Source organism: Mesorhizobium sp. Root552, from assembly GCF_001427285.1.
Taxonomy (GTDB): Bacteria; Pseudomonadota; Alphaproteobacteria; order Rhizobiales; family Rhizobiaceae; genus Mesorhizobium.
Map to the genome: position 1 here is coordinate 159,520 of NZ_LMFV01000001.1, position 12,549 is coordinate 172,068.

14 protein-coding genes are annotated in these 12,549 nt (G+C 60.3%); 3 read left to right on the top strand and 11 right to left on the bottom strand.

The window, feature by feature from the left end; genetic code table 11:
- Positions 1–26: 26 nt before the first annotated feature.
- The gene (gene ubiG / locus ASD50_RS00760; RefSeq protein ID WP_056234349.1) at positions 27–776 is read left to right on the top strand and encodes a bifunctional 2-polyprenyl-6-hydroxyphenol methylase/3-demethylubiquinol 3-O-methyltransferase UbiG; all 750 of its coding nucleotides are present in this window, start codon (positions 27–29) and stop codon (positions 774–776) included.
- A 3-nt stretch (positions 777–779) separates the two neighbouring features.
- Here ubiG and ASD50_RS00765 read toward each other — a convergent pair whose 3' ends face one another.
- The 5 genes from ASD50_RS00765 to ASD50_RS00785 all read right to left on the bottom strand — a co-directional run bounded on the left by ASD50_RS00765 (position 780) and on the right by ASD50_RS00785 (position 4,141).
- Complete coding sequence (locus ASD50_RS00765; protein ID WP_056234352.1) at positions 780–1,679, bottom strand: DMT family transporter; 900 nt, start codon at positions 1,677–1,679, stop codon at positions 780–782.
- 81 nt (positions 1,680–1,760) lie between these two features.
- Positions 1,761–2,186: a DUF1178 family protein gene (locus ASD50_RS00770; protein ID WP_056234357.1), complete on the bottom strand. Its 426-nt coding sequence runs from the start codon at positions 2,184–2,186 to the stop codon at positions 1,761–1,763.
- On the bottom strand, positions 2,183–3,046 hold the full coding sequence (locus ASD50_RS00775) for a carbon-nitrogen hydrolase family protein (protein WP_056234360.1): 864 nt from the start codon (positions 3,044–3,046) through the stop codon (positions 2,183–2,185). Before ASD50_RS00775 ends, ASD50_RS00770 begins: the two co-directional genes overlap by 4 nt.
- A 9-nt stretch (positions 3,047–3,055) precedes the next feature.
- Entirely contained in the window at positions 3,056–3,325 is a 270-nt protein-coding gene (gene grxC / locus ASD50_RS00780) for a glutaredoxin 3 (RefSeq protein ID WP_056234363.1), read from the bottom strand.
- A gap of 30 nt (positions 3,326–3,355) precedes the next feature.
- Positions 3,356–4,141 (bottom strand): ComF family protein, encoded by a 786-nt coding sequence (locus ASD50_RS00785; protein WP_056234367.1) that lies wholly within the window; start codon positions 4,139–4,141, stop codon positions 3,356–3,358.
- Between the two features lie 54 nt (positions 4,142–4,195).
- Here ASD50_RS00785 and ASD50_RS00790 point away from each other — a divergent pair, with 54 nt between their 5' ends.
- Positions 4,196–5,074, top strand: coding sequence for a methyltransferase domain-containing protein (locus tag ASD50_RS00790; protein WP_056234370.1), 879 nt, complete (start codon positions 4,196–4,198; stop codon positions 5,072–5,074).
- Here the strand turns inward: ASD50_RS00790 and ASD50_RS00795 are convergent.
- The 6 genes from ASD50_RS00795 to ASD50_RS00820 all read right to left on the bottom strand — a co-directional run bounded on the left by ASD50_RS00795 (position 5,071) and on the right by ASD50_RS00820 (position 9,332).
- On the bottom strand, positions 5,071–5,247 hold the full coding sequence (locus ASD50_RS00795; RefSeq protein ID WP_056234373.1) for a Flp family type IVb pilin: 177 nt from the start codon (positions 5,245–5,247) through the stop codon (positions 5,071–5,073). The two genes, ASD50_RS00790 and ASD50_RS00795, sit on opposite strands and share 4 nt — an antisense overlap.
- A gap of 132 nt (positions 5,248–5,379) precedes the next feature.
- The gene (locus tag ASD50_RS00800; protein WP_056234376.1) at positions 5,380–5,691 is read right to left on the bottom strand and encodes a hypothetical protein; all 312 of its coding nucleotides are present in this window, start codon (positions 5,689–5,691) and stop codon (positions 5,380–5,382) included.
- Positions 5,692–5,807: 116 nt separating this feature from the next.
- Positions 5,808–6,230: an 8-oxo-dGTP diphosphatase MutT gene (gene mutT, locus ASD50_RS00805; protein WP_056234379.1), complete on the bottom strand. Its 423-nt coding sequence runs from the start codon at positions 6,228–6,230 to the stop codon at positions 5,808–5,810.
- Positions 6,227–7,033: a GNAT family N-acetyltransferase gene (locus ASD50_RS00810; RefSeq protein WP_056234382.1), complete on the bottom strand. Its 807-nt coding sequence runs from the start codon at positions 7,031–7,033 to the stop codon at positions 6,227–6,229. The genes mutT and ASD50_RS00810 overlap by 4 nt, the downstream gene beginning before the upstream one ends.
- A complete protein-coding gene (argJ, locus tag ASD50_RS00815) occupies positions 7,002–8,243 on the bottom strand; it encodes a bifunctional glutamate N-acetyltransferase/amino-acid acetyltransferase ArgJ (protein ID WP_056234385.1) in 1,242 nt (413 codons plus the stop codon). The genes ASD50_RS00810 and argJ overlap by 32 nt, the downstream gene beginning before the upstream one ends.
- Before the next feature lie 174 nt (positions 8,244–8,417).
- Positions 8,418–9,332 carry a peptidylprolyl isomerase gene (locus tag ASD50_RS00820; protein ID WP_056234747.1) on the bottom strand — a complete coding sequence of 305 codons (915 nt, stop codon included), beginning with the start codon at positions 9,330–9,332 and terminating at the stop codon, positions 8,418–8,420.
- A gap of 254 nt (positions 9,333–9,586) precedes the next feature.
- Between ASD50_RS00820 and secA the strand changes: the two genes are divergently transcribed.
- Positions 9,587–12,313: a preprotein translocase subunit SecA gene (gene secA, locus ASD50_RS00825; protein ID WP_056234388.1), complete on the top strand. Its 2,727-nt coding sequence runs from the start codon at positions 9,587–9,589 to the stop codon at positions 12,311–12,313.
- Positions 12,314–12,549: the final 236 nt, after the last annotated feature.

Here is a 12,549-nt window from a genome sequence, read left to right on the forward strand (position 1 = left end):
CCTATGGCTCCCACGGAGACCAGGACATGCCCGACACCCGACGATCGACCATCGATGCCGGTGAAGTGGAGCGCTTCTCGGCGCTTGCCGCCGAATGGTGGAACCCGAATGGCAAATTCCGCCCATTGCATAAATTCAACCCCGTCCGGCTTGCCTATATTCGCGATCAGGTCGCCCAGCGCTTCGGCCGCGATCCTCGCGAGGCAAGGCCGTTTGACGGTCTGCGCATCCTCGATATCGGCTGCGGCGGCGGGCTGTTGTGCGAGCCGATGGCAAGACTGGGCGCGGAGGTCGTCGGCGCCGACGCCTCGGCAACCAATATCGAAGTTGCAAAGCTGCACGCCGCCGAATCCGGTATCGATGTCGACTACCGCGCGACGACTGCGGAGGAACTGGCGGACGCCGGCGAGAAGTTCGACGTCGTGCTCAACATGGAAGTGGTCGAACACGTGGCCGACGTAGACCTTTTCGTCAGCAAATGCGGCGAAATGGTCAAGCCCGGCGGCATCATGTTCGTCGCCACCATCAACCGCACCCTGAAGGCGCTCGGCCTCGCCATAATCGGCGCGGAATATGTGCTGCGCTGGCTGCCGCGCGGCACCCACCAGTTCGGCAAGCTTGTGCGTCCCGAGGAACTGGAGCGCGCTCTGACGAACGCCAGCCTCGCCATCACCGACCGAACAGGCGTCATCTACAATCCGCTTGCGGACCGCTGGCAGCGCTCGAAGGACATGGACGTCAACTACATGGTGCTGGCTGAGAAGGCGGCTGCGTAACCTTTACTCCAGGCCTTTGTCCTGGCCCTGCGCCTTGGTTGTGACGACTACTCCCGCCGTGATGACCACCGCTCCCACCCAGGTCAGCCACTGGTAGTGCTCGCCCAGGAAGAAAAGCCCGGAAAAAAGACCAATAGCTGCAGCTACATAGCCGATCTGGCTGAGATAGACAGGACCTCCAACGGCCTGCAGCCGGAAGAAGAAAACGAACATCGTCGAGGCTGAAACGACCTGAGCGGCGACGACTACCGGAACCGCGGCCAACGAGGCAACTGCAGCGCCGCCGAGCAGGACAAGGATCGCAGCAAGCAGCATGACAGCGGCTGCGAGATGGCTGCCAACGGCCAGTTCGATCGGCCCGGTATCGCCCGGCCAGTCCCAGGTTCTGTAGATGTTTCCGATAGCCAGGCTGACCGGGATCAAAAGCCCGGCCGCGACCCAAAGCGGGTCGGCCGGCTGGCCCGCCTCTCCGCGCGTGACCGCCACCATGACGGCACCAGTAAAACCGATGATAATCCCGGCGACTCCCAGAAGATTGGGACGTCGTACCCCAAGCATAATCGACAGGAGCAAGGTGATAACCGGCGACAGGGTAAACATGATGCCGGTATATCCGGCTCCCAGATGGCTGATGGCCGAGAACATCAGAAGATTGGGTATGGCGTAGGAAACAAATGCGGTGATCGCGAAATAACGCAACTTGTGAACGGTGATCTTGATCCGCTTTCTACTTAGCAGCAGTGAGCACAGAAGAACGCTTCCTGCCCCGGCCGAGATCACGAAGGCCCACAAGATACCTTGGATACCCGCATCCGTCGCCGTCTTTCCAAACGGAAGCGCCAGGCCGAGCAAGGCACCCGTGATCACCAGCAAACCAGGTGCCGAATCCCAGATGGATTTCATGATTGCTCCGCCATTTCCGGCGCGTACTAGGCAGGAAACGCGTTGCCACGCGAATGCGCCAGTACCGGTAAAAGCAGAGGGTCAGTTCTGCTCGTCGGGGAAAACCGGCACAGGCATGAAATCGACGCCATCCTCCGCCAGGCTTTTGGCTTCTTCGAGCGTCGCTTCGCCATAGATGCCGCGCTGATCAGCCTCGCCAAAATGGATTTTGCGGGCTTCCTCGGCGAATTTGTCGCCGACATAGTCGGCATTGGCGCGGATCTTCTCGGCCATGGCCTTCATCTGCGTCATCATCCGGCGCTGTTCCTCGCCCATGGCAAGGGCAACCTTCTCCTGCTTGCGGGCAGTTGAAACCGCAGGCGCCATCAGCGCCTTCTCGACCTTATGCGAACCGCACGACGGACAATCGACGAAACCACGCTTCTTTTGCGTTTCGAAGTCGTCGCTGGAACGGAACCAGGCCTCGAACTCGTGCTCGCTGTCGCAGATGAGGGAAAAGCGGATCAAGAAGCCGCTCCTCTCAGTTTCACGTCGCTGCCTGCAACGCGCACGGAAAATTCCCGCGCGTTCTTCAGATTCGGGACCTTGCGCCGCACTGCAGCCGATTGCGACGGATCGATCTCGGCGACGACTACGCCCGGCTCGTCATGATCGGCTTCAGCAAGAATCCTGCCCCAAGGGTCGATGATCAGCGAGTGACCGTAGGTTTCGCGGCCATCCTCATGCAGTCCGCCTTGTGCGGCAGCAACCACAAACGCACCGTTCTCGATGGCGCGAGCGCGCAACAAGACATGCCAATGCGCTTCGCCGGTCTGGCGCGTGAAGGCTGCGGGAACTGTCAGCACTTCGGCGCCAGCAAGCGCTTCCGACCTGAAAAGCTGCGGAAAGCGCAGGTCGTAGCAGACGGCAAAGCCGAGCTTTGCCCCATTAACTTCCGAAACGACAGCCTGCGTGCCCGGTTCGTATGCGGCCGATTCGCGCCAACTCTCACCATTGTCGAGATCGACATCGAACATGTGGATCTTGTCGTAGGAAGCGAGTGTCTTGCCTTCCGGCGAAAACAGCAGCGCACGATTGGCGATCTTACCGTCGGCGCGCAGGATCGCGGTGGAGCCAATATGTACGAAGACACCGAGTTCACTGGCCAGCCGCCGCGCGGCCGAAACGACAAGATCGCGGTCTTCGGGCACGAACGAGGCAGCACGCGCTTCCTTGTCGCGCAGCAGTGCACCGGTCATCTCCGGCGTCTGGATATAGGTCGCACCCTGCGCAGCAGCCTCGCGGATCAACCGCGCCATATCCGCTACATTGCGCTCAACACTTGTGCCGGAGCGCATCTGGACAGCGGCAGCCTTGAAAACACCCATGGTCGAACCTCAAACAAACGTCCCGTTGGCAAGCAGTGTATCAAGTCTGCCTTCAGCTTCCAACGAGTGCAGATCATCGCAGCCGCCGACATGGGTCGCCCCGATAAAAATCTGCGGAAAGGTCGTGCGGCCATTGGCGCGCGAAATCATCTCCCGGCGCAAATCAGGCGAGAAGGATGCATCATGCTCGGTATAGGCAACGCCCTTCTTCTCAAGAAGCCGCTTGGCTGCCGAGCAGTAGCCGCACATTGCACGTGTATAAATCGTCACGTCGACCATGGGTCAACAATCCTGTCTTTGTTACAGGGCTTATATAAGGGTTGTTTCGTCGGCTCGGAAGTCCCCGGGCAGAACGCGCGCAAAAGTGAGAACGTCAACGGTCGCCGCACCGCCCTTCCTCAGCGCTCTGGTGGCAGCCCCTACGGTAGCCCCGGTCGTGTAGACATCGTCGACCAAAAGCACGCGCCGACCGGCAATAGTGATTTCCGCTTCCGGCGGCACGCGAAAAGCCCCGCGCACGTTGTCCTCCCGCTCCTTGCGTTCCAGGCCCACTTGTTGCCGCGTCAGCTTCAGCCGCTTCAAGGCGGCAGGTGCAAGCGGCACACCACTCAATTTGGAAACGGCTCGTGCCAGCTCCGCTGACTGATTGAATTTGCGGCTGAAGAAGCGCCGCCGGTGCAGCGGCACTGGAACGATTACATCGGCATCGGCAATGAGCTCGCCGCCGGCCCTCAGCATCCACCTTGCCATCCATCGAGCGAGATCGGTGCGGTCGTGATATTTGAGACCCTGCACCATCTCTCGCGCAACGTCGCCATAGACGACCGAGGCGCGCGCACGCTCGAAGGGCGGTGGATCGGCAATGGCTTCAGCAGAAAGAAACCCCTCGCCCATCTCGTGCTGGAACGGTGTTCCCATCACCGGGCACCATGGCCGCTCCAGCAATTTGAGCTTCGACCAGCATGCACCGCAAAGCACGCCAGGCTCGAGAACATGCCTACGGCAGCCGGCACAGATCGGTGGAAACAGAATGCGCACCGGCCATTTCAAAACCGCGTGAGCAAAACTCTTGATCTCAGGCATCGGATCGGCCATGCGACTTGGTACCGGCTTACCCTATAGCAGTCACCGGTTGAATCGAGACATTTCGTGCAGACGATCTTTGACATTCCGTTATGGCTGGCACGCAAACGGCGGGCCCTCGCTGCCCCCGTGTCCGGCGCCGACTTCCTCATCAACCGCGCCGCCGAAGAGCTCGCCGACCGCCTCGCCGCCGTACAACGCGAGTTCAACAAAGGCGCAGCCCTGTTTTGCCAAACCTCGGCGGGCGCCCGGGTGCTGGCTAAAAGCCAGAAAGTTGCCGAAGTCGTGCGAGTGGAGGCAGACGCGGCCCTCCTGCTCGGCGAAACGGGGCTCGTAGCGCCGCCAGAAACCGTGCCGCTCGAACCGGCCAGCCTCGATATCGCTGTTTCCCTGCTCTCGATGCAGGCAATGAACGACATTCCGGGTTTCATCATCCAGGTCCGGCGAGCACTGAAACCCGACGGGCTTTTTCTTGGCGCAATGGCCGGTGCCGGAACACTCAACGAGTTGCGCGAAAGCCTGCTGGCAGCCGAAAGCGAACTTTACGGCGGCATCAGCCCGCGCGTCAGCCCCTTCGTAGACGTGCGCGATGCCGGCGCCCTGCTGCAGAGAGCAGGCCTCGCCTTGCCGGTTGCCGATATCGAAACCGTGACGGTGCGCTATGACAACCTGTTTGCGTTGATGGGCGACCTGCGCGCCATGGGCGAAACCAGCGTGCTCAGCGACCGGTCAAGGCGACCCGGAACACGCCGCCTGTTCGCGCGCGCGGCTGAAATCTATGCCGAGCGCTTTTCCGATTCGGATGGGCGCATAAGGGCCACTTTCGCGATAGTCTGGTTATCAGGCTGGGCGCCAGACCCTTCGCAGCGAAAACCGCTCAAACCGGGCTCGGCAAAGATGTCGTTGGCAAAGGCTCTGGAAAATCCGGGAAAGCTGCAAGATTAGCGGAAGGCTTCGGCGAGTTTGCTGTTGTTGCCGTTCCAGAGCTCGGTCAAAGCATCCGCTGCATCACCCACGCCGGCTATGATGGCCAGCGAAAGAACCGCAACGATCAGGCCGTATTCGATCGCCGTCGCGCCGGTCTCGTCGTTCAGGAACCTCTGAAGAATTCGTGCCATAGCTGTCGATCCTCGTTGAACCGAACCTATCACCCAGCCATTAAGAAAGGTTAATGCAATACGCTTAATACCCAGTGAAGCGGCGGAGTAAAAATCGCGGACAATATTGCGGCTACAAAGCTGCGCAGGAAATCAGCAGTCGCCGCTTCTAGCGCCATTCTCGCGGATGATGCAGACCGCATTCGGCGATGTCTGCAGCACGCTGCGCCTGACGGTGTAGGTATTCGCTCCGATAGAACCCGTACTCATGAGATCGAGGCCGCCATATCTCGCCCCGGCAAACTGCTGGCGGTTTTGATCCGCCAGATATGGGGTAGCAAAAAGAGCGAGTGCGATGGCGGCCGACCCAAAAAGCAATGTAATCCGCAACAGGCCCATGCCGGCCTTGACGACGCGAACGCCGCGTTCCGGGCGGTCCAAGTTCCAATCGCTGTCGAAATTCATGTGAGACTTCCCGGAAATGCCGTTGCGCGGCCGATTCTGGCTTCGCTCAATTTTTCACGGCAAGATAAATCTTCCATTAACGCTCGTGGACGATGGCATTCCCGAAGCGGCACAACTCACAAGAGATCGATCAGGAAGGGAATGAGCGGCGCATCGGCCGGCGGCATTGGATAGTCGCGCAACTGGCGCGGCTTCACCCATTTCAGAGCCTGCGCCTCATGCGGCTGCGGAATTCCCGAAAAGCGCCGGCATACGTAGAGCGGCATCAACAGGTGGAAGTCGTCGTAGCTGTGGCTGGCGAAGGTGAGAGGCGCCAGGCAGTCGATTTTTGTGTCGATGCCAAGTTCTTCGCGCAGTTCACGAATAAGGCATTGCTCCGGCGTTTCTCCCGGTTCGACCTTGCCGCCGGGGAATTCCCATAGGCCGCCAAGCTGCTTGCCCTCGGGGCGTTGCGCGATCAGCACGCGCCCATCCGCGTCGATCAGGGCACAGGCGGTTACCAGAAGAAGGCGTTTTCCCGCGGTTTCCGTAGTAGTCATGATCCGGGAGGCCGCCTGTAGTGGTAGTGGTAGACTTCACGAAAGCCGAGTTTCTTGTAGAGAGCGAGTGCCGCGTCATTGTTTGCCTCGACCTGCAGCCAGGCCTCCTTGGCGCCGCGCAGCCGCGCCCACTTCAAGGCCGACAGGACAAGCTGGCGTGCATGCCCCTGGTTGCGCACGGCTTCATGCGTGGCGATTTCAAACAGGCCGGCGAGGTCCCCTTCATGAACGCAGATCATCGTGGCCAGAGGATCATCGCCGCTTTCCAGCGCAAACAGCCCGGCTTCCGGCTGTATCGCGCCAATGATTTCGGAAAGACCCGCGCGCAATGAAGGGTCGGCGTCATGCACCTTCATCGACGCTGTCACGAAGCGGCCAATGTCCTTCAGGGGGATCTGATCGATCGCCTCTTCGACCGGCGCATCCGACAGCGACATCCGCATGACCAGCGATTCATCGAAGCGCGACCAACCCTGCGCGTCGAAATATGCCGAGAGCTCCGGTCCTGACAGCGGCGAGACGCGAAAGGTCAGCGGCCGTCCATAGGCCTCGAAGCGACGACCGGCACGAGCGATGCGTTCCGGAATATCGGCAACATCGCCGGGGTCGAGCGGATTGATCGAATTCAGCCGCTTGGCCGGATGGCCTGCGGTTAGTCTGATGACCCATGTTCCATCATAATGGACGGCAGCGGCCGGCCATGACCGGAAACCTGCCGCTTCGTAGCGGCGGACAGCTGCCAGTTGTTCTGATGGATGGACCAAGGGCAAATCAGCTCCGATAATCGCCGTTGATGGCGACATATTCCTTGGTGAGATCGCAGGTCCAGACAGTCGCCTTGCCGCGGCCGATACCGATGTCAGCACGGATGCTGATTTCGTCGCGCTTCATATAGGCAGAAGTTTCCGCCTCCGAATAGGAGGGGTCACGTTCGCCTTCATGCGCCAGCCGATTTTTGCCGAACCAGATCGAGAGACGATCCCGGTCTGCGGGTTCGCCGGCCTTGCCGACAGCCATGACGACGCGGCCCCAATTGGCATCTTCACCCGCTACCGCCGTTTTGACCAGCGGCGAATTGGCGATCGCGAGCGCTATGCGCTTGGCCGAGCGCGCCGACTTTGCACCCGTAACCGTGACTTCGACCTGCTTGCGCGCGCCCTCGCCGTCGCGCACCACTTGCAGCGCCAGCGTCTTCAGGATTTTTCCAAGCGCCCGGCGCACGGCGGCAAGGCGCGGATCTTTTGGATCGTTGATCACCGGCACGCCGCGCTTGGCTGCAGCCCCAGTGGCAAACAGCAAAAGCGTGTCGCTGGTCGACGTATCGGAATCGACCGTTACCGCATTGAAGGTCTTGCCGACGCCACGCGACAGCAGGTCTTGCAAGACCGGTGCGGAAATCGGCGCGTCCGTAGCGACGAAGGAAAGCATTGTGGCCATGTCGGGAGCAATCATGCCCGCGCCCTTGGCAATGCCGTTGATGGTGATGTCGGCATCGCCCAGCTTGACCGTGGCGGTGGCCACTTTGGGATAGGTGTCCGTGGTCATGATGGCCTTGGCGGCTTCCGTCCACTGGTCCGCTTTGCCGTCGCGGACAAGCCCGGCCAGAAGATGGCTGAACTTGCCGGCGTCGAGCGGCTCCCCGATGACACCGGTAGATGCCAGGAACACCTCGCCCGAGGTGCACCCTGCCGCCTTGGCAGCCGCTTCGCCGGTCATGGAGGTGGTTTCGCGGCCGCGCTTGCCGGTAAATGCATTGGCATTGCCGGAATTCACCACCAGCACGCGCGCCTTGCCGACGGGCAGGTTCTGGCGGCAGAAGTCGACAGGCGCTGACGGGCATTTCGAGCGCGTGAAAACGCCCGCGACGGTTGTTCCAGTATCGAACACCATGGCGAGGAGGTCCGTGCGGCCCTTGTACTTGATCCCGGCCTCGGCGGTCGCGATGCGTACGCCGTCGATAGATGGCATTTTCGGGTATTTCTTGGGAGCAAGCGGCGAAATGGTTTCGGACATGGGGGCCTCGGGCAGATAGCGCGGAATTGGCCCGGTTTGCCCCATACGGCCACGCCACGCAAGGCGTTTTGAACCAGCCCGGCGCACAGAGCTAAACCGGAGCTAGATCGCAAGCGATCCTCAAAGAAAAAGGCCGGTCTCAGCGACCGGCCCTGATTTTGAGATGATGCAGACTTACTGCGCGCTGCTTTCAGCCGCGTCGATCGCCTTCTTCAGTTCGGCATCGGGGATATCCACCTTGGCGGCGGCACGGGCTTCCTTGACAAGGGCGAAGTACTTGTCGCGGATCAAAAGCAACTTGACCTGTTCCTTGACCTTGTCGAACGCCGGAGGCTGCTGCGCGCGCTTGTCCTCAACCTTGATGATGTGCCAGCCGAACTGCGTCTGCACCGGTTCCTTGCTATAGGCGCCGACTTCGAGCGCACTTGCAGCCTTTTCGAACTCCGGCACCATCTGGCCCGGACCGAAATAGCCAAGGTCACCGCCATTGGTCTTGCCGCTCGGATCGCTGGTGTGCTCGTTGGCAAGTTTCTGGAAATCGGCGCCGCCGTCGAGCTGCTTGATGATGGCGTCGGCTTCTTCCTTGGTTTTCACGAGAATGTGACGGGCATGAACTTCGTTGACCGGCGGAGCTGCGGCGATCTCCTTGTCGTAGCGCGCCTGGATTTCCGCGTCGGTGATCTTGCCGACAACCTCCTTCTCGACCATCCAGCCATGCAGTGCACGCTGCTGGAGGAAGGCAGCGCGGCGCTGGAAATCCGGGTCCTTGTCGAGCCCTTCGGCGGCAGCCTTGTCGGCCAGAACCTTGATCTCGATAGCTGCGGAAAGTGCTGCAGCGCGGCGCTGTTCGGGCGGAAGTTGCGCAAATTGCTGCGAAAGCTCGCCCTCCGCCAACGTAAGGTCGGCCTCGGTGATGGTCTGGCCGTTGATGGTGGCGACAACGGCATTCGGGTCGGCAGGCTTGGCAGCCTCGACGGCAGGTGTTGCCGGGGCGGTTTCCTGTGCCGCAAGCGGCGCCAGCGCAAGAGCCGACAGTCCGACTGCAATGCCGATACCGGCAAGCGAAACGCGGCGTGACGAAAATGACATGAAAAAGACTCCAATGGAGATTGTGAGGAGAGCGCCGGCTTTCAGATCAGTGAGAATGTGGCGGAATTTGGCGTGTTCCAGCAAAAGAGCGCAGCGTTGACATCAGTGATGCCCCCTCTTATCTGTCCAACGACTTTGCGTCCAGAACCGTTTTCCGGGCGCTTTTTGGTGTTTTCTTCGCTCGAAGGCGGATAAGACGGGGCCATCCGGCTCCAGTCGCAAATGTTCAGGATTGCAATCGAAAGGGCCATTATATGGTCAGTCTCGGCGGTCTCGCCCGCAAGGTTTTCGGCTCCTCCAATGATCGGCGCATCAAGTCGACCAGGGCGCGCGTCCAGGCGGTCAATGCCCTGGAAAGCGAAATCCAGGCACTTTCTGATGATGAATTGAAGGCACGCACGCAAAAGTTCCGCGAGGAACTTGCCAATGGCGCCTCTCTCGATGATCTCCTCGTTCCTGCCTTCGCGACGGTCCGTGAGGCTGCACGCCGGGTTTTGGGCATGCGCCCCTTCGATGTCCAGTTGGTCGGCGGCATGGTCCTGCATGGCGGTGGCATTGCCGAAATGCGTACGGGCGAAGGCAAGACGCTTGTCGCCACGCTTCCCGTCTATCTCAACGCAATTGCCGGCAAGGGCGTCCACGTCGTTACCGTCAACGACTACCTTGCCACCCGTGACTCGAGTTGGATGGGACGCGTCTATAAATTCCTCGGGCTGACGGTAGGCGTTATCGTCCACGGTCTTACCGACGAGGAACGGCGCGCCGCCTATACCTGCGACATCACCTACGCCACCAACAACGAGCTTGGCTTCGACTATCTGCGCGACAACATGAAGTATGAGCGCGTCCAGATGGTCCAGCGTGGCCACCATTTCGCGATCGTCGACGAGGTCGACTCGATCCTGATCGACGAGGCCCGCACGCCGCTCATCATTTCCGGACCGCTCGAAGACCGTTCGGAAATGTACAACACCATCGACGCCTTCATGCTCAAGCTGGTGCCGTCCGACTACGAAATCGACGAGAAGCAGAAGACGTCGATCTTCACCGAGGAAGGCACGGAAAAGCTGGAGAACATGCTGCGGGACGCCGGTCTTTTGAAAGGCACCTCCCTCTATGACATCGAGAACGTGGCCATCGTCCACCACGTCAACAACGCCTTGAAGGCCCACCGGCTGTTCCAGCGCGACAAGGATTACATCGTACGCAACGACGAAATCGTCATCATTGACGAATTTACCGGGCGCATGATGCCGGGCCGCCGCTATTCCGAAGGCCTGCACCAGGCGCTTGAAGCCAAGGAACACGTCACAATCCAGCCGGAAAACCAGACGCTGGCCTCGGTGACATTCCAGAATTACTTCCGCATGTACAAGAAGCTGGCCGGCATGACCGGTACGGCTCTTACCGAGGCCGAGGAATTCGGCAACATCTACGGCCTGGAAGTTACTGAAATCCCGACAAATCTGCCTGTGCAACGCATCGACGAGGATGATGAGGTCTATCGCTCTGTCGAAGAGAAGATCAAGGCAATCGTGCGCGAAATCAAGGAGGCGCACGCCAAGGGACAGCCGACGCTGGTCGGCACGACCTCGATTGAGAAATCCGAGCAACTGGCCGAGCGGTTGCGCAAGGAAGGCTTCAAGGATTTCGAAGTCCTCAATGCCCGCCACCATGAACGCGAGGCAGCGATCGTTGCCCAGGCCGGCAAGCCCGGCGCCATCACCATCGCCACCAACATGGCCGGTCGCGGCACCGACATCCAGCTCGGCGGCAACGCCGAGATGCGCATTGCCGAGGAACTGGCCGATATGCCGGAAGGTCCGGAACGGACGGCACGCGAAAAGGAAATCCAGCAGGACGTGGCGCGGCTGAAGGAAAAGGCGCTCGCCGCCGGCGGACTCTATGTCCTGGCTACAGAACGCCATGAATCACGCCGCATCGACAATCAGTTGCGCGGCCGTTCCGGCCGTCAGGGCGATCCGGGCCGCTCGAAATTCTTCCTGTCGCTGCAGGACGATCTCATGCGCATCTTCGGTTCCGAGCGCATGGACAGCATGCTCCAGAAGCTCGGCCTCAAGGAAGACGAGGCCATCATCCACCCCTGGATCAACAAGGCTCTCGAAAAGGCGCAGACCAAGGTCGAGGCGCGCAACTTCGATATCCGCAAGAACCTGTTGAAGTACGACGACGTCTCCAACGATCAGCGCAAGGTCGTCTTCGAGCAGCGGCTTGAACTGATGGACGGCGAGGGCTTGTCCGAGATGGTTGCCGAGATGCGTACCGGCGTCATCGAAGAGATCGTCGCCAAGGGCATTCCCGAAAATGCCTATCCAGAACAATGGGATATCGATGGCCTCAAGACCGAGGTCGTCGAATATCTCAATCTCGACCTTCCCATCGACGAGTGGGCCAAGGAAGAAGGCATCGCCGAAGACGATATCCGAGAGCGCATCACCGAAGCGGTCAACACTGCCGCCAGGGACCGAGCCGAGCGTTTCGGCCCCGACGTCATGACCTATGTCGAGCGTTCGATTGTCCTTCAGGCTCTCGACCATTTGTGGCGCGAGCACATCGTCAACCTCGACCACCTGCGCTCCGTGGTGGGTTTCCGCGGCTATGCCCAGCGCGACCCTCTGCAGGAATACAAGCAGGAAGCCTTCGAGCTGTTCCAGGCCATGCTCGGCAACCTGCGCCAGGTGGTCACCTCGCAACTCATGCGCGTCGAACTGGTCAGGCAGGCAGCCGAGGCTCCTCCTCCGCAAGCGCCCGAGACTTACGGCCAGCATATCGATGCAACCACGGGCGAGAACGACTTCGGTGAAACCGCGCTGCTGGTCCGGGCAGAGCAGAACGCCGTCGTGGCGCCGGAAGATCGCGATCCGAACAACCCCGCTTCATGGGGTAAGATCGGCCGTAACGAGCTCTGCCCATGCGGTTCGGGCAAGAAGTTCAAGCACTGCCACGGCACGTTCGCCTAAGCAGTATTTCCTAACGTGCAAAAGCGGGTGGTACCTTCAGGGTCTCGCCCGCTTTTCTTTACGGCCTGTTGAAACAGGCCCGCTACAAAAGCCCGCCAGCGGAAACAACCCGGGCACCGTTCTGAACGCACACTTTTCCTTAATCATGCCGCCAGATGTCGACATCCTGACGGCTCGTCGAACCTTGAGGGCAACTTTTCTTAAAGGCAGTTCCTGCACTGTCGAACCTCGTAGCT